This window comes from Cupriavidus sp. 05N40 (assembly GCF_056397305.1).
In genome coordinates, this window is sequence record NZ_JBFTND010000079.1 from 34341 (window position 1) to 58123 (window position 23783).

Consider the following 23783-nt stretch of genomic DNA (forward strand, 5'->3'; position numbering starts at 1 on the left):
CCGTCGCCGCATGGCGACCCCTGACGGTCATGCTCAGCCCTTCCCTGATCGCTGCGATCGTGCTGGTCTTCCATGCACTCGGCATCCTCGCCGCCCTGCACGCGGTGATGACCGTGCGCACGGCACCGGGCGCCATCGCGTGGGCAGGGTCGCTGGTGATGATGCCGTATTTCGCGCTGGTGCCCTACCTGATCCTGGGCAGCAGCAATTTCGCCGGCTACGTCAACGCGCGCCGTTTCAACAACGATCGCCTGCGCGAGGTCACGTTCGACATGGACGCCGGCGAGCGCGCCGCGCGCGATGCCAGCGTGGTGCACGCGCCCGAGCAGGCCTGCCTGCGGGCCTTGCCGCGGCTCACCGGCATGCCTTGCCTGGCCAACAACGCCGTGCGCCTGCTGGTCAACGGGGACGCCACCTTCGCTGCCATCCTGGCCGCCATCGCTGCCGCCAGGCAGGTGGTGATCGTGCAGTTCTTCATCGTCCATGACGATGCGCTGGGCCAGCGCCTGCAGGACCTGCTGTGCGAACGCGCGGGCGCCGGCGTGAAGGTGTATTTCCTCTACGACAGCATCGGCTCGCACGCGCTGCCCGGCGACTACGTGAAGCGATTGCTGGCGGCGGGCGTGGAGGCGCGCGCGTTTGCCACGCGGCGCGGCTTCGTCAACCGCTTCCAGCTCAATTTCCGCAATCACCGCAAGCTGGTGATCGTGGACGGCGCCTGCGCGTTTACGGGCGGCCACAATGTCGGCAACGAATACCTGGGCCTGAAGCCGCCGCTGGCGCCCTGGCGCGACACGCATATCGAGATCCGCGGCAGCGCGGTGCTCGATTTGCAGATGGTCTTCGCCGAGGACTGGTACTGGGCCGCGCGCGAGGTGCCGGTGCTGCTGCCGCCGCCGGCCGCGCCGGCCGGCACCATGACCTGCCAGGTGGTGCCTTCCGGCCCGGCCGACGCGCAGGAGACCTGCTCGCTGTTCTTCGTCGAGGCGATCCAGTCGGCGCGCTGGCGCGTGTGGATCACCAGTCCGTACTTCGTCCCGGACGAAGCCGTGTTCGCCGTGCTCAGGCTGGCGGTGCTGCGCGGCGTGGATGTGCGTATCCTGCTGCCGGCGCGCCCGGATCACCTGGTGGTGTTCGCGGCCTCCACGCTGTACGCCTACCAGGCCATCTGCGCAGGCGTGAAGATCTACCGCTACCAGCCGGGTTTCCTGCACCAGAAGGTGATCCTGATCGACGACGAGGCCGCGGCGGTGGGCAGCGCCAACCTGGACAACCGCTCGTTCCGCCTGAACTTCGAGATCATGGTCATGACCGCGCACCGCGGCTTTGCCGCCAGCGTGGCGGCCATGCTGGAGGAGGATTTCGCACAGGCGCGCCGCATCGGGCGCGAGGAGTACATGGGCGGGACCCACCTGCGGCGCGTGGCGATGCACGTGGCGACCCTGTTCGCGCCGATCCTGTAGCGCCGGCTCCGTGCGCCGCGGCGTGCCGGCCGCGGGCTAGATCTCGTCCTGGGATGCGTGCCTGGACCTGCCTGTGGGCCAGTCGCGGCGCATGATGATGTAGGTGAATGAAGTGGACCAGCCGATCAGGATCAGGCCGACCAGCGGCTCGATACTGGCGATCAGCCGCGTCGCGCCAACCGGGGAGATGTCGCCCAGGCTCTGCGTGGTATAGGTCTCGAGCGAGAAATAGACGTAGGTGATGGGCTGGATCTCCTGCGGCCCGGCCAGGCCGCCGAGGCCCAGCCAGTGGCCGGCGGCCCAGTAGCCCCCGGCGAACACGATGGCTTCCAGGCAATGGGCGAGGATGATGAAGACGATCAGCACGCCCACATTGACGCGCCCGGCCCAGCGGCGCGGGCTCATTTCCGACAGCAGCCGCAACACCTCGTAGTGGATCGCAACCACCGTCACGGTGAGCACGCTGGCGCAGAACAGTGCCAGAAGATCGTCGGTGGTCAATTGCATTGGGCAGTCCTTGTGTTGCCGTGCGGTACGCATAGTGGACCGCGGCCGACGCCGGGATGTTCCGTCCGCCGCGTACCAGCGCGGTCACAAACTGCATGGAATGTAACGGCGGATCACGAGGAATGCCAGCGCGCCCCGTTGCGCGGCGCGGCAGCGGCGGCCATGACGCCGGCGTGGCGAAGCGGCGGCGCGACCATGCCACCGGCGGGCCGGGCACCGGCAACTGCTGCGACGGTGCTTCCGCCGCATCACGGTAGTCGGTGGCAGGTGACACGGCCGTGCGCGTCGAAGCGCGGATGCGAACCGCCGTGGAGCTGGCAAGGCCTGCCGTTCAATGTGAGGTGAGCGGCCCAGGCGACGAAGGCCTTGGGCAGCGCCAGCGCGCCGTTCGACGGCCAGTTCGAGACGCTATGCAGGGCGGACGCGCAGCGGGCTGCCGGTCCCCGCTGACTAGTCGAATTCGACGTAGATCTCGCCGCGCGGGCCGTCGTAGCACAAGCGCGGTACCTTGCCGTGCTCGCGGCTGGTGCGGGCCAGGGCCCGCAGCTCGGCCTGGCGGCCGGGCTCGCGCAGGTTGCGGCGCGCGCCGGTGCTGATCTCGGTGGGCCCGCATTGGGGATTGCCGCAGCCATACAACACCCATTGTCCGTAACTGCCGCGGCGGGTGCGGGTTTCGGCCTGGGTGCCGCAAAGTGGGCAAACATTCTGTCTATGGGTCATGGCCGGGTCCTGCGCGCCGGGGCGCATTGGCTTGACGACATTGGGTAACCAGTCTGCGCAGTTCGGCGCTTCACGGCTTCCCCACTTGAGAGGGGAATAGTTTTTCGGATGTGCTGCAAACGTTGTCACGGAGTGCGCAGCAGCAATGCCACCGGCAGCATCTCCAGGACTTCCGCCAGCGGCAGGCGACCCGCGCGAGCGAGCAGGGGCCGGCTGGTCAGTACGTCCACCCACTGGCTGTCCTGCCCATGCCCGGCCTGCAGCGCGGTGTCGCGCCAATGCTCGCGCGCGACCCGGGGCTGTCCGGGATCGCTCAGGTGCGCGGCCAGCCGGGTGGCCACCACGAGTGCCTGCACCTGCCCATGGCGGCGCGCGAACGCCACGGCGTGCGCCGCCAGCGCGCCGCCGAGCGCGGCCGGGCGATAGTCGCCCGCGGCGAACAGCGCGGCATGCGCGCGGCGCGCCGCCAGCACGCTGCGGATCAGTTGCAGCTTGAGGCGGCCGTCCTGCCAGCTGGCCAGCCAGGCGGGCCAGCCCGCGGCATCGCCCAGGCCGGCGCGCAGCTTGTCGAAATCCACCGGGCGGCGGTTGTCGGGATCGACCAGGCTGAGGTCCCAGTCTTCGGTGCCCTGGTAGCGGTCGGGCACGCCCGGCGCGGTAAGCTGCAGCAGCGTCTGGCTCAGGCTGTTGACGGCGCCCGGCACGGCGATGCGCCGGGCGAAGGCGGCGATCCGCGCCAGCACGCTGCCGCGCCCACCGTCCCGGTCGTGCGCCAGCGTCGCGAGGAAATCCGCGCTGCCCTGCTCATAGGCGCTGTCCGGGCTGGTCCAGGTGCCGTGCCGCTTGGCTTCGCGGATCGACTTGCGCTGCCACTCGCGCACCCGCGCGAGCAGTGCCGCCACGCCGTCGGTGTCGCGGGGATCGAGCGCCGCCGGCCATGCGCCGACCAGCGTCTGGTACAGCATCAGGCGGTCCGCCGCGTCGGGCGCGCACGGCAGGCGTGCCAGCAGTGGCTGGCATTGCTGCTCCCAGTCGCGCACCTCCCGGGCCCATTCACCGGGCAACTCGCTCAGCACCGCCAGGCGCATGCGTGCATCCTCGCCACGCTTGTGGTCGTGCGTGGCGGTGGCCAGCATGGCCTGTGGCCAGGCCTGCGCCCGCTGCGCCATGCGCGCGTGGAAATCCTCGGGCGTGAGGCTGAAGTAGGTGCGATAGACCGGCAGCGGCACCAGCAGGGCGGCCAGCGCGCGGCGCAGGCTGGCCAGCGTGAGATCGCGCGTAGCCGGCTCGCTGCGCGCGCAGGCATGCAGGCGGCGGCTCGCGCCCTCGAATTCGGTGACCAGGTGATGCGACAGCAAATGGGCGCGGGCCGCCTGCACCTGTGCTTCGACGCTGCGCGTCTCGCCGCTCATCCGTTGCCACAGCGCATCGAGCCCGGCGGCGCCGTCGCCGTCGTGCAGCAGTGCGGACACGGCGTCCATGAAGTCATAGCCGGTAGTGCCGTCCACCAGCCAGTCGGCGCGCAACGCTTCGCCGGGCGCGAGGATTTTCTCGACCACAAGCCAGGGGCATTGCACGGCGCGCCCCGGCGGCCGCTCGGGCGCGAGCGCGGTGAGCCGGGCGCGCAGGCGCTGGCAATAGGCGGCCGGGTCGGCCAGCCCGTCCACGTGGTCCACCCGCACACCGTCGATCCAGCCGTCGCGGAACAGCGCGAATACCAGGGCATGGACAGCGTCGAACACCGCCGGCTGTTCCACCCGCATGCCGACCAGGTCGCTCACCTCGAAGAAACGCCGCCAGTTCAGCTCGTCGGCGGCGGTGGCCCACCAGGCCAGCCGATAGTGCTGCTGCTCCAGCAACTCGTGCAGGCGCGCGCGGCCCTCGGGCTGGTGCGCATCGAGCAGGGCAGGCAGCGCCGCGGCCGTGTCCGGCTCGAAGGTGTCCTCCGCCAGCGGCAGCGTCTGGCCTCCGTAGCACAGCAGCGGCTGGCCGGCTTGCTGGTCGAAGCGCACCGTCAGCTCCGCGGCGCACAGCGCATCCCAGTACGGTTTGCCCAGCACCGGCAACAGCACGCGGCCATGCAGGTCGGGGTCGGGCGAATGCCAGTCGATGTCGAAATGATGGGCGTACGCGCTCTGCGCGCCGCGCGCCAGCACGTCGCGCCACCACGGGTTGTGCGCGGGGCTGGCCGCCATATGGTTGGGCACGATGTCGAGCACCAGCCCCAGGCCATGTTCGCGCGCGCACTCGGCGARGCGGTAGAAGCCATCCTCRCCCCCCAGCTCGGGGTTGATCACGCGGAAATCGGTTACGTCGTAGCCGTGCGTGGAGCCGGGCCGCGCGGCGAACACAGGCGACAGGTAAAGGTGGCTGACGCCAAGCGCTGCGTAGTAGCCGGCCTGCTGCGCGGCATGCTCGAAGGTGAAGCCGGCATGCAGCTGCAGGCGCGCCGTGGCGCGTGGCGGCAGGCAGGGTTGGGGCATTCAGCGTTTCTCCTTGCGGGGCGGCGGCTGGCGGGAAGGCCCGGCGTCGCCGCCCGGGCCACGTAGCGCGGCAACGCGCTGGCGTACCGGCCAGGCATCGAACAGCGTGCGTACGTCGGCGTCCAGCCGCCGCTGCCAGTTGGGATGGCCGGCGATGGTGCCGGGCAGGTTGGGCTGCTCGCGCGCGCCCAGCAGGTCTTCCACCGGCACCAGCCGCAGCGGCGTGGCGGCGCGTCCGAGCCACGCCAGCACGGCGTCGAGCGGGGCGTCGCCCGGCGCGGCTTCGGGCCCGAGCACCAGCCCCGCTTGCGCCAGCGCCCGCCACAGCGCGGTGCGGTCGCGGGCGCGGGCGGCCAGCGCGCTGGCCTCGGTCTCGCCGGCACCGAGCTGGCCCAGCCGGGCGCGCCACGTGATGTCCCGCCCCGACCACCAGCCGGCCACGGTGGGCAGGTCGTGGGTGGTGGTGGTCGCCACCGCTTCGGCAGGCCAGCGTTCGGGCGGCAGGAAATCCGGCACGGCAGGGGCGCCTGCGGCGGGCGTTTCCACGGGCAGCCGCGCCGGCGCGTGGGCCGATGCCTCGGGGCCGGCGCGCTCGAACCACAGCACGTCGATGCCCAGCATGTAGGCGCCGGCGGCGGGCGGCGCGCCGTCCGGCACCAGCCACATGCGCGCCAGCCCCAGCGCGTGGTCGATGCGCAGGCCGCCGACCGGGCCGAGGTTGGCGCGCAGCATCTCGATGAACGCGCCAAAGCCGTGCCGGAGCGCGCGCGGCGAGAATACGGAGATTCCCCAGCCCTGGCCCAGCGGGTTGTACAGATCCGGTGGCGCCCCCGCGCAGACGCCCGCCAGGATCTCGCCCTGGCGGGTCCAGGCGTGGCTGCCGCCGCCATCGGTGCCGACCGCCAGGTCCGCCACCACGCCGATCGCCATGCCGGCGGCGCGCGCGCGGCGCTGGGATGCGGCCAGGCCGTCGGCCGCCAGCCACTGTGCGAAAGCGTGGTAGCCCACCGCATCCGCGTGCGCGCTGGCGAAGGCTTCGAGCGCGACCGATGCCGGCGCGCGCTCGGTGACTGGCCATTGCCGCCAGTCGGCCGCGGCGGCGGCTTCGGCGGGGCTGCCGGCCGTGGCCACGCGCTGCGCCTGCAGCGCCTCGAAGCGCGCGTGCGCCTCCAGCGCGGCGCCCTGGCGCAGGCGGAATGCCGTGAATGCCTGAAGCGCGCGCGCCGGCAGCAACGTGGCGCGATGCTGCCACAGCCACTGCATGACGGCATTGCGCGCGCGCGCCAGCGCCGGCCAGTCGATTTCGGCGCGGGCTTCCAGCGCCGGCATGATGCGGCCCAGCGCAAGCGCGGCGACGGCCCGGTCCACGGCGCCCTGGCCAAAGACGGCAGCGGGATCCGCGTAGAGCGGGTTAAGGAACAGCCGGCTCGAAGGCGAATACGGGCTGTAGCGCTCCGGCAGGGCGGCAAAGCCCGCGTGCAGCGGATTGATGGCGACGGCGTCCGCCCCCGCGCCAGCGGCGGCCTCGCAGCACGCGGCCAGCGTGGTCAGGTCGCCAAGGCCGGCTGGCGCGCCGTGCCGCAGCGAGTACAACTGCACAGACAGGCCCCAGGGCCGCCTGTGGCTGGCCGCGCTGGCGCCAGCGCCCGCGCGCAAGGCATCGGCGACACCGAAGCAGCGGGCCGGCGCCACCGCCAGCGTAAGCTCGGCATCGCCGACCAGCAGTCGGTGATAGCCGATGGCAGCGATGGCCGCTACGTGCATGCCGCCATCGGCATGAGGGCGCGCGGTGCCGTTCACCACGGTGCCGTCCTCCAGTTCGAGCCGGTAGGGAAGCCGCGAAATCGTATGCGCCAGCGGTATCGCCACGGGGTGGCCCTGGTTGGCGGTGAGCAGCGGGGGCAAAGCCCGGGCCGCGTCTTCGGCCGCCAGTTGCGCCCGCGATGCCTCGCATTGCCCGGCGGTGGCGCTGGCCAGCCCCAGGGCGGCCAGGATGGCGCGCAGCACATCGGGCTCGACCTCGCGCGCGCGGCCCTGGGCGTCTTCCCAGTGCACCATCAGGCCGGCACGCCCGGCCAGTGCGTGCAGCGGCTGCAGTGCCGGATCGCGCGGACCGGCGGCGCGCAGGGGTTGCCCGTCAAGGGGATCCGTGTCCATGGCGGGCTGCGCTAGGCGGGTTGGTGCCTGCCGCCGCCCAGGCAGGCGATGGCACAGGCCGGCGGCAACGTACCAGCGGCCAGCGCCTGCAAGGCGTCCTGGCGGCTCTGCGCCAGCAGCCGCGCGGGGATCGCGGGCGGCAGGCCGGGTAGCACGGCCGGCACCGGCGCATCGCCGAGATTGATCCAGACAGTGAGCAGGGCGCCGTCGCCGAGCCGCCAGCTTGCCGCCAGCGCGCGTTCGCCGAGGATGCGCACGCCCGCGCTCATGCAGCCTGCCAGGCGCGGCGCCAGTTCACGGTGGCGCGTGGCTAGCAGGGCGCCGTAATAGTGGCTCCAGGCGTTGTCGCCTTCGAGGCGCGGGCGCGAGGCCTCGAAGGTGGCCGGGTCGTTCGGATCCGGTATGCGCGCCGCGCGGGCCGGGTCGGAGAATGCAGCCACGGCGCCGAACTCGCGCCGGCGGCCCTCGCGAACCGCCTCGGCCAGCGCAGGCGGATGGCTGGTGAAGTACAGGAAGGGCGTGGTGGCGCCAAATTCCTCGCCCATGAAGACCAGCGGCACCTGCGGGCACAGCAACTGCAGCAGCACCGCCGCGCGCAGGGCGTCGGCGCCGGCCAGCGTGGCCAGGCGCTCGCCCATGGCCCGGTTGCCGGTCTGGTCGTGGTTCTGCAGGAACAGCACGAAGGCGGTGGGGGGCAGCGCGGCGCTGGGCTGGCCCCGGTGCACGGGCTTGGCCGGCTGGCTGCGCGTGGGCGAGGCCTCGCCCTGGTAGGAGAAGCCTTCGGCCAGCACGCGCGCGAGGTGTCCCAGCGCCGCCGCGTGCGGCGTGCCCTCGCCCTGCACGGGGCCCTCGCAGGCAGGCATGGCGTAGTCGCCGTAATAGCCGTCGCGCTCGCCGGTCAGCAATACGTGCAGCGCGTGGTGGCCGTCGTCGTTCCATTGCGCGTCGTAGCCGGCGGCGAGCAGGCCGGCGTCGTTGTGGTCGTTCTCCAGCACCAGGTGGATATGCCGGTCGGGATGGCGCGCGCGGATCTCGCCGGCCAGTTCGCGCAGCCAGCCTTCGTCGACGATGGCGTGCACGGCGTCCAGGCGCAGGCCGTCGAAGCGGAAGTCCTCCAGCCAGTACAGGGCGTTCTCGGTAAAGAAGCGGCGCACCTCGGGGCGGCGGAAATCGATGGCCGGGCCCCACGGCGTGCGCATGTCGTCGCGAAAGAATGCGCTGGCGTACTGGTGCAGGCAATTTCCCTCCGGGCCGAAGTGGTTGTAGACCACGTCGAGCAGCACGGCCATGCCCAGGCCGTGTGCGCAGTCCACCAGCGCGCGCAATGCCGCGGGCGTGCCATAGCTGCATTCGGGCGCGAACGGYAGCACGCCGTCATAGCCCCAGTTGCGCCCGCCGGGAAACTCGGCCAGCGGCATCAGCTCCACCGCCGTGAAGCCGAGCGCGGCCAGGCGCGGCAGCTGGCGGGCCGCGCCGGCGTAGCCGCCGCACAAGCCGACATGCATTTCATAGATCACGGCCTCTTGCCAGGGGCGGCCGCGCCAGAAGGGGTGGCACCACGCATGGGCGGCCGGATCGCATACCAGGCTGGCGCCGCCGATATCGGTGGCCTGCGCGCGGCTGGCGGGGTCCGGCACGGTGCTGCCGTCGTCCAGCCGGAACCAGTAGCGGGCGTCGGGACAGCAGGGGGCGATGGCCTCCAGCCAGCCTTCGTCCCCGTCCGGCCCGGGCGCCGCGCACATCGGTACCGGCCCCATGCCGGCGATCTCCAGGCGGATCGGCTGCCCGGCGGCAGTGGCGTCCGGCGCCCACAGCCGGAAGCACATGCGCCCGTCCGCGAGACGATGGGGCCCGAAAGATTGCAGCGGCGCGGGTGTCGCCACCGATGGCACAGCGTTCATGATGCGGCCTCCTTCTCCGGCCGTTGATGCGCGGGTCGCTAGCTCCATTGCGAATCCGCTTCGTCGGCCGGCACCGCCAGCAGCAGTACCACCGCATGAGCGGGCACGCGCACGGGCGTGCCGGCGGATGCCTCGGGCGATTCCGGGCGGCTGCTGTCGAGCAGCAGGCGCCAGTCCTGGCGCGGTTCTGGCATGTGGAAATCGGCGTCCTCGCCGCCGGCATTGAACAGCAGCAAGGTCACCTGGACCTGGCCGCCCGGCGCGGTGGCGGCGCGCCGCAGCGCCAGTGTGCGGCCCTCGCTGCCGGACCATTGCTCCGGGGTGAGCGGCTCGCCGTCGGTGTCGAACCAGGCGATATCGGCCAGGCCGGGTTCGATTTCCCGGCGACCATGGGCGAAGCCGGTCTCGGCAAAGGCATGCAAGCGCCGGCGCGCCGCCAGCAGGCGGCTGACGAAGGCAGTCATGGCGCGCCCGGCCGGGGCGTCGGCGCCCTCCCAGTCGAGCCAGGACAGTTCGCCGTCCTGGCAGTACGCGTTGTTGTTGCCGTGCTGGCTGCGGCACCATTCGTCGCCGGCGGTCAGCATCGGCGTGCCGTGCGAGAGCAGCAGCGTGGACATGAGCGCGCGCGCCACGCGCCCGCGCGTTTCCTGGATGGCGGGATCCCCGGTGGGCCCTTCGGCGCTGCCGTCCGGGCTCCAGTTGGCGCTGGCGTTGTCGTCGGTGCCGTCGCGGTTGTCCTCGCCGTTGGCTTCGTTGTGCTTGGCGCTGTAGCTGACCAGGTCGGCCAGCGTGAAACCGTCGTGCGCGGTGATGAAGTTGACCGAGGCCCAGGGCTTGCGGTGGCGGCGGTCGAAGATGTCGGCCGATCCGGCCAGCCGCGCCGCCAGGTCGCCGCGCTGGCCGGCGTCGCCGCGCCAGAAACGGCGCACGGTGTCGCGGAACTTGTCGTTCCACTCGGCAAAGCCGGGCGGGTGGTTGCCGACCTGATAGCCGCCGGGGCCGAGATCCCAGGGCTCGGAGATCAGCTTGACGCGCGACAGCACCGGGTCCTGCAGGATGGCGTCGAAGAAGCCCGCGCCGGGGTCGAAGCCGGTGCCTTCGCGGCCCAGCGTGCTGCCCAGGTCGAAGCGGAAGCCGTCCACGTGGAAGCACTCCACCCAGTAGCGCAGCGAATCCATCACCATCTGCAGCACGCGCGGGTGCGACAGGTTGAGCGTGTTGCCGCAGCCGGTGTCGTTGATGTAGTGGCGCTCGTCGCCGGGCATGAGGCGGTAGTAGCTGGCATTGTCCAGGCCGCGCCACGAGACGGTGGGGCCCAGCTCGTTGCCTTCGCAGGTGTGGTTGTAGACCACGTCGAGGATGACCTCCAGGCCCGCCGCGTGCAGGCGCCGCACCGCCACCTTCAGCTCGTTGAGCTGGCCGTTGCCGAGATAGGCCGGCTCCGGGGCGAAGTACGCCATCGTGTTGTAGCCCCAGTAGTTGCGCAGCCCACGCTCGAGCAGGAAACGATCCTGCAGGAAGGCATGCACCGGCAGCAGTTCCACGGTGGTGACGCCCAGTTTTTTCAGGTGCTCGACAAAGCGCGGGTCGCACAGCCCGGCAAAGGTGCCGCGGATATGCGGCAGCAGGTCGTGGCGCAGCATCGACAGCCCGCGCGGATGCACTTCGTAGATTACCGTCTGCTCCCACGGCACCGCCGGGAAACGGTCGTCGCCCCAGTGGAAGCTGGCGTCCACCACCACGGCCTTGGGCATGGTGGGCGCGCTATCGCGGCGATCGGGCGTGAGGTCCGCGCGCGCGCTTTGCAGGCGGTAGCCAAACAGCGCGTCCGACCAGCGCACCGGTCCGCTCAGTTGCCGCGCGTAGGGGTCGAGCAGCAGCTTGTGCGGGTTGAAACGGTGCCCGTGCGCCGGTTCGTAGGGGCCGAAGGCCCGGTAGCCATAGACCGTGCCCAGCGCGGCGTGTGGCAGGTAGCCGTGCCAGACCTCGTCCGTGCATTCCGGCAGCGTGTGCCGGGCCAGTTCCTTGCGGCCGTTGTCCGAGAACAGGCACAGGTCGATGCGGGCGGCATTGGCCGAGAACACGGCGAAGTTGATGCCGAGTCCGTCCCAGTGCGCGCCCAGCGGGTACGGCTTGCCTGGCAGCATGCGGGTGGCAGGGGCAAGGGGCAAGGTCAGGCTCCTCGGTTGGCGAAATCTTCGGCGGCGCCGCCTGCCGGATCGTCGGCAAAGCGCAGTACCAGCGTGGCCAGCGGCGGGATGGTGAGGATGAGGGAGGCGGGCTGCCCGTGCGAGGGCGCGTCGGTGGCCAGCACTTCGCCGCCATTGCCGACGTTGCCGCCGCCGTAGATGGCCGCGTCCGTATTCAGGCATTCGAGCCAGCGCCCGGCGAACGGCACGCCCAGGCGGTAGTCGGGGCGCACCAAGGGCGTCATGTTGACCACCGCCAGCGCCACCTCGCGGCCGCCCGGCGCGGCGCGGCGCAGGTAGGCGAACACACTGTTGCGGCTGTCGTCGCCCACCACCCAGCTGAAGCCTTCGGGGCGGTGATCCAGCGCATGCAGGGCCGGCAGCGTGGCGTGCATGCGGTTGAGGTCGCGCACCAGCGCCTGCATRCCGCGGTGCGCGGGCTGCTCAAGCAGCGGCCAGTCCAGCTCCGTGTCGTGGTTCCATTCGCGCCACTGGGCGAACTCGGCGCCCATGTAGAGCAGCTTCTTGCCGGGGTGGGTCCACATGAAGCCGTAGTAGGCGCGCAGGCTGGCGAAACGCTGCCAGTCGTCGCCGGGCGTCTTGCCGATCATCGAGCCCTTGCCGTGCACCACTTCGTCGTGCGAGATCGGCAGCACGAAGGCTTCGGACCACGCGTAGACCATGCCGAAGGTCATGTCCTGGTGGTGCCAGGCGCGGTGCACGGGGTCGTGCGCCAGGTAGCGCAGCGTGTCGTGCATCCAGCCCATGTTCCACTTGAAGGTAAAGCCAAGGCCGCCGCTTTGCACCGGTGCGGTCACGCCGGGCCAGGCGGTGGACTCCTCGGCGATGGTCATGGCGCCCGGGCAGCGCTCGCGCACCACGGTATTGAGTTCGCGCAGGAAGGCCACCGTCTCCAGGTTCTCGCGCCCGCCGAAGCGGTTGGGCAGCCACTGGCCGGCCTCGCGGCTGTAGTCGCGGTAGAGCATGGATGCCACCGCATCCACGCGCAGGCCGTCGACGTGATAGTGCTCCAGCCAGTGCAGCGCGCTGGCCAGCATGAAGCCGCGCACCTCGTTGCGGCCCAGGTTGTAGATCAGTGTGTTCCAGTCCTGGTGGAAGCCCTCGCGCGGATCCTGGTACTCGTACAGCGCGGTGCCGTCGAATCGGGCCAGGCCGTGCGGGTCGGTGGGGAAGTGCGCCGGCACCCAGTCCAGGATCACGCCGATGCCGGCCTCGTGGCAGCGGTCCACGAAGGCGGCGAAGGCCTGCGGCGGGCCCAGCCGCGCGGTGGGCGCGAACAGCGAAAGCGGCTGGTAGCCCCACGAGCCGCCGAACGGATGCTCCATCACCGGCATCAGTTCGATGTGGGTGAAGCCGAGTTCCTGCACATAGGGCACCAGCCGCGCCGCCAGCCGCTCCCAGCCGCGCACGGGGTCGTTGACCTCGCGCAGCCAGGACAGCACGTGCAGCTCGTAGATGGACATCGGCGCGGCATGCGGGTCGGTGCCGGCGCGGCGGCGCATCCAGGCCTGGTCGGTCCACGCGTAGGGCGGCGCGGTGCGGCCCGGCTCGGCGACCACCGAGGCCGTGGCCGGCGGCGCCTCGGTGGCCAGCGCCAGCGGGTCGGCCTTGTCGGGCAGCGCCTCGCCGTGTGCGCCCAGCAGGTCGAACTTGTAGCGGCTGCCGGGCGCGGCGCCCATCCCGGCGGGGATGAACAGCTCCCACACGCCGGCGCCGTGGCGCAGGCGCATGGGATGGCGCGCCGGGTTCCAGCCGTTGAAATCGCCGATCACCGAGACGCGCCGGGCATTGGGCGCCCACACCGCGAAGCGCACGCCCGGGATGCCATCGAGCTCCTGCGCCTGCGCGCCCAGGCAGCTGCTCAGCTCGAAGTGGCGGCCCTCGGCGATCAGGTGCAGGTCCAGGTCGCCCAGCAGGGTGCCGAAGGCGTAGGGATCGGCGCTGAGCTGTTCGCTGCCGTCCGGCCAGCGCATGCCGAGTCGGTAGTCGGCCGCGCCGGCGCGTGCGGCATGCAGGGTCCCGGCGAAGACGCCACCAGGGTGCAGCGGTTCCAGCCCGGCCAGGCGGGTGCCGTCCGGGGCGGCCAGCCAGGCTGCCCGGGCGCCGGGCAGGCAGGCGCGTACGACGGTGCCGCGCGCGCCCGCATGCGGGCCGAGCACGGCAAAGGGATCGGCGTGGCGCGCGGCCAGCAGGGCTTCGATATCGCTCGCGTTTGGCAGCGGCGAGGGCGGCGAGGGTGGCATGGAGGGCGGCACCAGGGCCGGCGCGGGAGTAGGCATGGCGCGTGGCGGGGCGCTGTCAGTCTTGCGCATCGGCATCCCCGGTGACGCCGGTCAGCTTGCGCACCAGCCGCGCCAGCCCGTTGACCGGCAGGTCGATCCAGGCCACGCGGTTGGCGGCCTCGTAGCCAACCTCGTAGGCAGCGCGTTCGAGCAGGAACAGGTCAGCCCCGGCTCGCCCTCGAAATCGACCAGGTAGGTATCGTTCTGCGCGACCAGCACCTGTCCGAGGTGGAAGTCGCCGTGGATGCGCGTCTGCAGGCTGCCGGGCGCGCCCGCGGCGAGCCGCGCCACCAGCGCCGGCAGGTGCGCCCGGGCCGCAAGCAGCGTGTCGATATCTGCGGCGAAGCGGTCGTTGCGGGCCTGGCGGCCGAGTTCGCCGGCGCGCTGCTCCAGCAGCGTCATGGCACGCTCCAGCTCGGCCAGGRCCTGCCCGGCCCACTGCTGCACCTGCGCCTCGCCGGCGGCTTCCGGCGCGAACGCGGGATCGTCGCAGGGGCGGGCCAGCACCGCATGCAGCTCCGCCAGGCGCTGGCCCAGGGTGCCGGCCAGCGCGGCGTAGCCGCCGAGCGCCTCGCCGAATTCGTCCTCGGGGTCTTCGGACGGCACGGCGTCGTCGATGGCGCGGCCGATATAGTCCAGCGTCCAGCCCCAGGCGTCGCCCTGGTTCAGGATGTAGCCCTGCAGCAGCATCAGCGTATGCGGGGTGCCATCCAGCCCGGTACGTACCACCTCGCCAAGCAGCGGCGCGGAGTTGCGGTAGCCGTTGGCGCTCAGGTGGCGGGTGACCTCGGCCTCGGGGTGGATGCCGCCGGCCAGGCGGCGTACCAGCTTGAGCACGGCGGTATTGTTGTAGGACAGCGAGCTGTTGGACTGCTCGGCCGACATCCACTGCACTTCCTCGGATTCCAGCGGCAGGCCTGCGAGGGCGGGCTCGCCGCGAAAGCGGATCGGGCCGCGCGGGCTGGACAGCTCCCGGCCGGCGCGCAGCGTGCGCACCACTTCGCGGGCAAAGCACTCGACCGCGAAGGCATCGGTGACCAGGCCCACGCGGCTGCCCTTGCGCACGCGGGCCATGGACAGCGAGTGCGCCAGCTGCGAGGCGCCTTCGCCGGCGCCGTCGCGGTCCCACAACAGGCCGACCGGCAACTGGTAGCAGGCGGTATGGCCTTCCAGCGCCAGCTCCATCTCGCACAGGAAGGTTTCCTCGCCGGCCGTGCCCCGCGCGAACGGGATGGCATAGGCAATGCCCACGCTGCGGATGCGCTCGCCCTTGGCGCCGTACCAGCGGCGCCTGCCGATGTAGTGCGGCAGCACTTCGTTAGCCAGCGTGCGGCGCGAGGCTTCGGTGAGTTCCGCCTGGGCGGCGTTCTGCATCACCAGCGTGATCTGGTCGGGCATCTGCTCGGGGGCATCGACGTGCCAGGACGGTGGCTGGGCTTCGTTGCTCAGCACGAACCAGTAGAAGCCGTAGGGCGGCAAGGTCAGCAGGTAGGTGAGCTGGCCGATGGCGGGGAAGGGCGTGGCGCCCAGCATTTCCACCGGCACGCGGCCGGCGAAGGCGGACAGGTCCAGCTCCACCGCCTGCGGCGCGCGCGCCAGGTTGGCCACGCACAGGATGTGCTCGCCTTCGAACTCGCGCAGGTAGGCCAGGATCTTGCGGTTGCCGGGAAACAGGAAGCGCAGCGTGCCGCGCCCGAAGGCGCGGTGCTGGCGGCGCAGGGCCAGCATGCGGCGCATCCAGTTGAGCAGCGAGTGCGGGTCGCGGGCCTGCGCTTCCACGTTGACCGCTTCGTAGCCGTACAGCGGGCCCTGCAGCGGCGGCAGCACCAGGCGCTCGGGGTCGGCGTGGGAGAAGCCGCCGTTGCGGTCGGGCGACCACTGCATGGGCGTGCGCACCCCGTCGCGGTCGCCGAGATGGATGTTGTCGCCCATGCCGATCTCGTCGCCGTAGTAGATCACCGGCGTGCCGGGCATGGAAAACAGCAGGCTGTTCATCAGCTCGATGCGGCGGCGGTCGCGCTCCATCAGCGGCGCCAGCCGGCGGCGGATGCCGAGGTTGATGCGGGCGCGCCGGTCGGAGGCATAGACCTCCCACAGGTAGTCGCGCTCGGAGCTGGTCACCATTTCGAGCGTCAGTTCGTCGTGGTTGCGCAGGAAGATGGCCCACTGGCAATTGGGCGGGATCTCCGGCGTCTGCCGCATGATGTCGGTGATCGGGAAGCGGTCCTCCCGCGCGATCGCCATGTACATGCGCGGCATCAGCGGGAAATGGAATGACATCTGGCATTCGTCGCCGGGCACGGCGGTGCCTTCGTTGCTCAGCTCGCCCGCGCTGTGCATGGGCGGGGCGCCGGCGGCCGGCGCGGCATGGCCCGCGCCCTGGGTGCGGCCTGCCACCGCGGGCGAGATGGGGGCCGTGGAGGCGGCGGGCGCGCCCGGTCCGCCAAAGTATTGCTGGGCGTCTTCCGGCCACATATTGGCTTCCGCCAGCAGCAGGCGCCCCTTGTACTCCGCGTCCAGGTGGGCGCGGATGCGCTTGATGATGGCATGGGTCTCGGGCAGGTTCTCGTTGCTGGTGCCTTCGCGCTCGACAAGGTAGGGCACGGCATCCAGCCGCAGCCCGTCGACGCCGATATCGAGCCAGAAGCGCATCACCGACATCACCTCGCGCAGCACCTGCGGGTTGTCGAAGTTCAGGTCGGGCTGGTGCGAGTAGAAGCGGTGCCAGAAATAGGCGCCGGCCACCGGGTCCCAGCTCCAGTTGGATTTCTCGGTGTCGCAGAAGATGATGCGGGTGCCGGCGTAGGCCTGGTCGGTGTCCGACCACACGTAGTAGTTGCGCGCCGCCGAGCCGGGCTTGGCCAGGCGCGCGCGCTGGAACCACGGGTGCTGGTCCGAGGTGTGGTTGATGACCAGTTCCGTGATCACGCGCAGCCCGCGCGCATGCGCCGCGGCCACGAAGCGGCGCGCTTCGGCCAGCGTGCCGTAGTCGGGGTGGACGTTGCGGTAGTCGGCGATGTCGTAGCCGTCGTCGCGGCGCGGCGACGGATAGAACGGCAGCAGCCAGACCGTATCCACCCCCAGGTTGACGAGGTAGTCGAGCTTGGCGTGCAGGCCGGCGAAATCGCCCACGCCGTCGCCGTTGGCATCGAAGAAGGACTTGATGTGCAACTGGTAGATGACGGCGTCCTTGTACCAGAGCGGATCGGCGTTGAGCAGCGCGGCGCTCCCCGGTTCGGTCAGGCGTTTCATGCTGTCTCCTCGCGCAGCGGCCGCACCCGCCACAGCGCGAACGGCAACGCGTGGGGGTCCAGCCGGATGCGCTGGTGCTTGCCCCGCCAGGTGAAGCGGGGCCCGTGCATCAGGTCTTCGGCGTCGAGCGCGGCGTGGTCGGGCAGGCCCCATTCCCACAGCGGCAGCTCGATGGCCGCCTCGCGCGCGGCGCGCGGGTCCAGGCTGATGGCGGCCAGCAGCACTTCGCCGTCGAAGGCGCCGGGGACGGGCGGCGTGCCCGGCAGCGGCGCGGCGCGCGGCACGAAGCGGGCGAAGTACAGCACCGCGTCGTCGCTGGCGTGGTAGAAGCGCAGGCCAAGGTGGCTCTGCAGCGCCGGGTGGCTGGCGCGGATGGCGTTCAGGCGCGAGATCTCGGCAACGATATTGCCCGGGCGCTGCCAGTCCCACGCGCGCAACTGGTATTTCTCGGAGTCCAGGTACTCTTCCCTGGGCGCGCCGCCGGCCATCACCGGCGTGCCCTCGCACAGCTCGAAGCCGCTGTACATGCCCCACAGCCCGGACAGCAACGTGGCCAGCGCCGCGCGGATCAGGAAGCCGGGCCGGCCGCTGTCGTGCAGGAAATAGGGGTTGATGTCGGGTGTGTTGACGAAGAAATGCGGGCGGAAGTATTCGCGCAGCGGGCCCTGCGTCAGCTCCGTCATGTATTCCACGAGCTCGCGCTTGTGGTTGCGCCAGGTGAAGTAGGTATACGACTGGTTGAAGCCCAGCTTGGCCAGGCGCGCCATCATCTTGGGCCGCGTGAAGGCTTCGGCCAGGAACAGCGCGTCCGGGTACTGCGCGCGCACATCGGCGATCATCCATTCCCAGAACGGCAGCGGCTTGGTGTGCGGGTTGTCCACGCGGAAGATGCGCACGCCCTGGCCCGCCCAGAACAGCACCACGTCGCGCAGCGCGGTCCACAGCGTGGCGTCGGACGGCGGCGTGCCGTAGAAATCGACGTTGACGATGTCCTCGTACTTCTTGGGCGGGTTTTCCGCATAGCGCAGCGAGCCGTCCGGGCGGTGGGCGAACCATTCAGGGTGTTCGCGCAGCCACGGATGGTCGGGCGAGCACTGGATGGCGAAGTCCAGCGCCAGCTCCAGGCCCGCCGCGGCAGCGGCGTCGCGCAGGCGGCGGAAGTCATCGAAGGTGCCCAGTTCGGGGTGGATGGCGTCATGCCCGCCTTCCTCCGCGCCGATCGCATATGGGCTGCCCGGGTCGCTGGGCGCGGCGCGCAGGCTGTTGTTGCGGCCCTTGCGGTGGGTGCGGCCGATCGGGTGGATGGGCGGRAAGTASAGCACGTCGAASCCCATCGCGCGGATSGCSGGCAGSCGSSSGATCACGTCGTCGAAGGTGCCGTGGCGCTGCATGTCGCCGCTCTGCGAACGCGGGAACAGCTCGTACCAGCTGGCGAAGCGCGCCGCCAGGCGGTCCGCCTCCACCGGCAGCGCCACCGGGTGGCGCGTGGCGAACGGGCGCGGGTCGGCGGCCTGCATGGCCGCGCGCGTGCTTGGTGAGAGCAGGAGTTCGAGGCGGTGCATGTCGCGCGCGGGATCGGGGAGGGCATCGCTGCGGGCATCGCTATCGGCGTGGCCGGCGCCTTGCTGCAGTTCGCTTGCGATGGCGTGCACCGCGGCCTGGGTGTCCCTGGTGGCGCCGGCGGTGGCGGCCACCAGGCGCGCGCCTTCCTCGATTTCCAGCGTCACGTCGACGCCGGCCTGCTTTTTCTTGGTGACCTCGTCGCACCAGCTGCCGAAGGCGTCGCGCCATGCTTCCACGGTGAATTCATGGCGGCCCATGCCGCGCAGCGGAAAGCTGCCGTGCCAGCGGTCGTTGACGCCCGCCAGCAGCGGCGCTTCGTGCCAGTCCTGCTCGCCGGGGCCGCGCCAGAGCAGGACGGCGGCGAGCTTGTCGTGGCCGTCCATCCAGATATCCGCTTCCACCTCGACGCGCTCGCCGGCCACGCGCCGCACCGCGAAGCGGCCCGCGTCGCAGGCCGGCGTCACGTTCTCGATGGCGATGCGCGGCGCTTGCAAGGCAGCGGCAACGCTCCTCTCCAGCGTGGCGCGCACGGCGGCGGCAACCCGCTTGCCGTTGCGGCGCACCGGGGCCGCCTGCGCCGGGCCGGGCACGCTGTGATAGAGCTGGATGCCGGCGGGCGCGAGGGCGATGGTGGCCATGGCGTCCAGCAAGAATCCCCCGCTGCCCGCCGCCGCATCCGCACCGCCCGGACCGCCCTCGGCAGGCAGCAGCGTGCCGGCGCCTTGCGGCAGCGCGGCCACGATGCGCTCGACGCCGAGGGAAGCCGCCTGCAGCGTGTCCGGGTTGATGACGATGGCCAGCGTGGCGGCGTTATCGCCGGCAGTCCCGTCCGTGCGCGCGAGCACGGTCAGCGCCGCGTCGCCGCCGCTGACCTGGCGCAGCGAGCGGGCCGGGGCCGCGCCGCGCGCGGCCAGCCAGGCGTTGGCGTGGATCAGCTCATGCGAGAGATCGTAGGGCGGCGCGCTTGCGCCGTCGCCGCCGGCCTCGAAGCCCGCCGGCACCAGCAGGCCGTCGCCGATGGCCGCGGCGGCCCACAAGGCACGGCGCGCAGCGAGTGCGTCGGTGCCGCCCGCTTCCAGTGCCGGTGCGGCCAGCACGCGCCCGAAAGGGCGCAGCCGGGCGATCTCCTCGCTCAGCCAGAGGCTGCGGAAATCCCACCACGGCAGCGAGCAGAAGGCGCCGTCGAAGCCGCCCCGGGCAAGGTCGTCGAGCTGCCCGGGAGCCAGCCCCGGCGTCCATGCAAGGAACGACACATGGCGCCCCGGTGCCGCACGCCGGGCACCGGCGCTCAACTGTGCCCAGTGCCGCCCGGCCACGCGCGCCGGCGCGCGGCAGACGAAGCCGGCCACGCCGGCTGCCACCGGGGTGCGCAGCTGCTCGCCCCACCAGGGCACCAGCGCGGCAGCCACCTGCGGGTCATGCCAGCGCAGGCGGGCACCGGGCAGGTGGTTGTCGGTGTCGCGCGGGTCGGCTGCGAAGCCGGTGGGCTCGCGCCAGGCCGGCTCCAGCCCGGCGCTGCCGTCGGGATACCGGTCCAGCGCCAGCTCCAGCAGGCATGAGAGCCCATGCGCCTGGCATGCGGCCACCACCTGCGACAGCGCCGCGCCCCGGGCCTGCAGGACCGGCCAGCCGGCCAGCAGGACATGGTCGAAACCGAGCGCCGCGGCGCGCGCCAGCGTGTCGGCACCAGGCGCGTCGCCGGGGCGGGAGGAGGACAGTCCGATCAGACAGATCCGCACGTTCTATCCTCGCCGCTTGCCTGCAGGCCGGGGTGGCGAGCCCGGCGTGGCGGCGGACAAACCGCCCCCGGCAGCGCAGGACAGGCACGTGCGATGCAGAGCCGCGCCGCATGGGTCCGGCTGGCCGCGGGCCGCTTTACCTTTGCCTTTACCTGGCCCCGGCCCCGGTCCTGCGGTCCGAGCCTGCGGGATCGTTTCTGCGGCCAGGAATTGCATGCTTGGTTTCAATGGTGAAACTCCTTCTGCATCCACCGGCGGGTGCTGGTGGTCGGGTGGTACGCGAGCGACTGAACGAGATGGCGTGACGGCGGGGTGCTGTGACAAGGCTTGGCCCACACGGCACCCGAGAGCGCCGCATGGGTGCGCCGGTCCCGCCGCTTGTTGCTGAGCGGCGGAGCCAGGTGCGCCAGTGGTGCTATGCGAAGCGCGTGCCAGGCCCGGCCAGACATGGCACCTGACACCCGCGGCGCTGGCTGCACCAAGGCCCCACGCACGGTTGCGGCGGGTGCGCAGGGCGAGACTTCGGCGCCGGATGGCGCGTACGGGATGTAAAAACTACAGGGCGCCCGGGCAGATACGGCGGAAAAGGGCGGCAGGCGGGAAGGGGGCGGCCACGCAGCAGGTGACCGGGGAGAGACAAGGCCAGGCTGCGCGCCAGCCGACCTGGCGGTCGGCGCGGCGCCGGTCGTGCTGCCACGCGGGCAGCACGTCAGCCGGCGCGATAGCTGTCCAGGCGGTTGTAGAGGGTTTTCAGGCTGATACCCAGGGAATGGGCGGCCTGGCGCTTGTCGCCGTCATAGCGCGCCAGCGTGGCCAGGATGATCTCGCGCTGTGCATCGGCCAGCGAGGTACCTATGCGTACGTTGACGAAGCCGTCGAGTGTCGCGGGGCGTGGCGGCTGCGTGGCGATGTTCGGATTGGCGATATCGATCACGCGGTCGGCCAGGATAAAGGCGCGGTAGATGGTGTTCTTGAGTTCGCGCACATTGCCGGGCCAGCCGTAGTGGCGCAAGCGCTCCAGCACGGTGGACGAGAACGTCTTCTCGGTGCCTTCCATGGCGTTGAACTCGGCCAGGAAATGCCTGGCCAGTAGCGCGATGTCCTCGCCACGCTCGCGTAGCGGGGGGACATGCAGCGGGAATACGGCCAGGCGATAGAGCAGGTCCTCGCGCAACTGCCCCTCGCGCACGGCTTCGACCGGGTCGCGGTTGGTGGCGGCGAGGATGCGTACGTCGCACACGATCTGCGTATCGCCGCCGACACGGTGGAAGGTGAGGGTCTCGAGCACACGCAGCAGCTTGATCTGCATGTCGGGCGCCATTTCCGTGATTTCGTCGAGAAACAGCGTGCCCCCGCGTGCCTGTTCGAAATAGCCGGCCTTCTGCTGGAAGGCGCCGGTGAAGCCGCCCTTTTCGTGACCGAACAGCTCGGACTCGATCAGCGTGGCCGGAATCGCCCCGCAATTCACCGCCACGAACGGCCCGGCGCGGCGCGCGCTGCGATCGTGCACCGCGCGCGCCACCAGTTCCTTGCCGGTCCCGCTTTCACCCACGGCCAGCATGGTGATCTCGGTGCAGGCCACGCGTTCGACCTGGGCGAGCAGATGCCGCATCACCGGCGAAGTGCTCTGCCACAGCAACGCCACCGCGCCCTGCCCGGCGCCGCGGCGCGGCAGGGCACCCCCTGCCTGCGCGGATCGCGCGGTGGCGGGCGGGGAGGTGGCGACGGTGGGCTGGCTGCTTGTCATCGGCAGTGTCGTGGGGCGCGGGAGCGGCGGGTGATCCGCTGGTGCCCGCGGCAAGGCAGTGGTTGAGCTAATGCTATCGCTTGCGGCGGCGCGAAGCCACTCTTTTGCGTACAAAGCTCAATGTCGGCTTCTCGTGCGTCGTGTTGTCAGACAGACACCGGTATCGCTGTCGCCCATGCCCGCATAAACTATGACTTACCCCGGACTGACCCTCGGCTCCCTGACAGATGTCCAGGCTTGCTGCTGCCGTACCCGCGGGGATCTCCCGCGCCCGCTTGTCGCATCATGCCTTTGGCCGATGGCGCTTCTACGGAATATATGCCTCACATCCTGATCGTCGACGACGATGAAAATACCTGTGCTGCGCTGTCGGAGATCGTGGCGGCCGCAGGCTTTACCTCAGCCACCGCGGGCGACCTGCGCGAGGCTTGCCTGCAGATGGGCTGGCAGATGCCGGACGCCGTGCTGGCCGACCTCAAGCTGCCCGACGGCAGCGGCATGGACCTGTTCAACGAGGTGGGCACGGCCGGCGTGGAAGTGATCCTGATGACCGGCTACGCCAGCGTGGAGTCGGCGGTGGACGCCCTGCGCCTGGGCGCCACGGACTACCTCGTCAAGCCCATCAATGTGACCCGCCTGCGCACCATCCTCAAGCGCATCGCCACCACCGGGGACCTCAAGGCGGAAGTCCACTCCCTGCGCGGCGAGTTGCGCCGCTACGGCCGCTTTGGCCGCTTGCTGGGCAGCTCTGAAGCCATGCAGGTGGTCTACGACCAGCTCGGCAAGGTCGCCCCCACCGAGGCCACCGTACTGCTGGTGGGCGAGAGCGGCACCGGCAAGGAACTGGCCGCCCAGAGCCTGCACGAACTGTCGGCGCGCCGCCGGCAGCCTTTCCTGGCAGTGAACTGCGGTGCGATCTCGCCCACGCTGATCGAGTCCGAGATGTTCGGCCATGAGCGCGGCAGCTTTACCGGCGCCGAGCGCCAGCACAAGGGCTACTTCGAGCGGGCCAACGGCGGCACCTTGTTTCTCGATGAAATCACCGAGATGCCGGTGGAGCTGCAGGTCAAGCTGCTGCGCGTGCTGGAATCAGGCGCCTTCATGCGGGTCGGCACCAATCGCGAACTGCATGCCGATGTGCGCGTGGTGGCCGCGACCAACCGCAATCCGGAGGACGCAGTGGCCGAAGGCAAACTGCGCGCCGATCTCTATCACCGCCTCAATGTGTTCCCGATCGAGCTGCCGCCCTTGCGCGCGCGCGGCGACGATGTGGTGCAGATCGCCAATACGCTGCTCGAACAGTTGAACGGCGAGCAAGGTACCCGGCGTCGCTTCGCGCCGGAACTGCTCGACAGCCTGCTGTTGCATGCCTGGCCAGGCAATGTGCGCGAGCTGCGCAACTTCGTGCAGCGTGCCTACATCATGGCCGACCAGGACCTGATCGCGGACGCTCACGTGCCGCTGCAGGTGGCGGCCACCACCTCGGCAGCCACGGCGATGGTGTCGGTGCCGGTGGGCATCTCGCTGGCGGACGCGGATCGCCAGCTGATCTTCGCCACGCTCGAGCAATGCTCGGGCGTCAAGAAGCACGCCGCCGAGATCCTCGGCATCAGCCTCAAGACGCTTTACAACCGGCTCGAAGAATATGCCTCGCGCGGCGAGCTGCCCGAATCGCTGCGTGCCAACGGCACCAGCCCCGGCGGCGCGGCAGGGATGGGTCCGGCACAGGGTGGCAGCTCGGCGCCAGGCTAGCGTGGGT

General features: G+C 71.0%; 12 protein-coding genes. 2 read left to right on the forward strand and 10 right to left on the reverse strand.

Going from position 1 to position 23783, the window contains the following annotated elements; all coding sequences use genetic code 11:
* Positions 1-29: 29 nt before the first annotated feature.
* Positions 30-1463 carry a cardiolipin synthase gene (cls, locus tag AC1DO7_RS19330; protein WP_441615262.1) on the forward strand — a complete coding sequence of 478 codons (1434 nt, stop codon included), beginning with the start codon at positions 30-32 and terminating at the stop codon, positions 1461-1463.
* A 36-nt stretch (positions 1464-1499) separates the two neighbouring features.
* On the opposite strand, the gene AC1DO7_RS19335 is transcribed toward cls, so the two are convergent.
* From AC1DO7_RS19335 to AC1DO7_RS19380, 10 genes are all read right to left on the reverse strand, one after another.
* Positions 1500-1970, reverse strand: a complete 471-nt coding sequence (locus AC1DO7_RS19335) for an ion channel (protein ID WP_441615263.1) — start codon at positions 1968-1970, stop codon at positions 1500-1502.
* Between the two features lie 450 nt (positions 1971-2420).
* Complete coding sequence (locus AC1DO7_RS19340; RefSeq protein ID WP_441615265.1) at positions 2421-2690, reverse strand: hypothetical protein; 270 nt, start codon at positions 2688-2690, stop codon at positions 2421-2423.
* A gap of 125 nt (positions 2691-2815) precedes the next feature.
* Positions 2816-5173, reverse strand: a complete 2358-nt coding sequence (treY, locus tag AC1DO7_RS19345; protein WP_477116452.1) for a malto-oligosyltrehalose synthase — start codon at positions 5171-5173, stop codon at positions 2816-2818.
* Positions 5174-7330 (reverse strand): 4-alpha-glucanotransferase, encoded by a 2157-nt coding sequence (locus AC1DO7_RS19350; protein WP_477116453.1) that lies wholly within the window; start codon positions 7328-7330, stop codon positions 5174-5176. It lies immediately after the preceding gene.
* An 11-nt stretch (positions 7331-7341) separates the two neighbouring features.
* Entirely contained in the window at positions 7342-9231 is a 1890-nt protein-coding gene (gene treZ, locus AC1DO7_RS19355; RefSeq protein ID WP_441615271.1) for a malto-oligosyltrehalose trehalohydrolase, read from the reverse strand.
* A 38-nt stretch (positions 9232-9269) separates the two neighbouring features.
* Complete coding sequence (glgX, locus tag AC1DO7_RS19360) at positions 9270-11378, reverse strand: glycogen debranching protein GlgX (RefSeq protein ID WP_441643304.1); 2109 nt, start codon at positions 11376-11378, stop codon at positions 9270-9272.
* Positions 11379-11404: 26 nt separating this feature from the next.
* Complete coding sequence (glgB, locus tag AC1DO7_RS19365; protein ID WP_441615430.1) at positions 11405-13684, reverse strand: 1,4-alpha-glucan branching protein GlgB; 2280 nt, start codon at positions 13682-13684, stop codon at positions 11405-11407.
* A 90-nt stretch (positions 13685-13774) separates the two neighbouring features.
* Entirely contained in the window at positions 13775-16975 is a 3201-nt protein-coding gene (locus AC1DO7_RS19370) for a putative maltokinase (protein WP_477116454.1), read from the reverse strand.
* Entirely contained in the window at positions 16972-20277 is a 3306-nt protein-coding gene (locus tag AC1DO7_RS19375) for a maltotransferase domain-containing protein (protein ID WP_477116455.1), read from the reverse strand. The genes AC1DO7_RS19370 and AC1DO7_RS19375 overlap by 4 nt, the downstream gene beginning before the upstream one ends.
* Before the next feature lie 709 nt (positions 20278-20986).
* Positions 20987-22024, reverse strand: a complete 1038-nt coding sequence (locus AC1DO7_RS19380; protein WP_441615275.1) for a sigma-54 interaction domain-containing protein — start codon at positions 22022-22024, stop codon at positions 20987-20989.
* 318 nt (positions 22025-22342) lie between these two features.
* On the opposite strand from AC1DO7_RS19380, the gene AC1DO7_RS19385 reads away from it, so the two are divergent.
* Positions 22343-23776, forward strand: coding sequence for a sigma-54-dependent transcriptional regulator (locus tag AC1DO7_RS19385; RefSeq protein ID WP_477116456.1), 1434 nt, complete (start codon positions 22343-22345; stop codon positions 23774-23776).
* Positions 23777-23783: the final 7 nt, after the last annotated feature.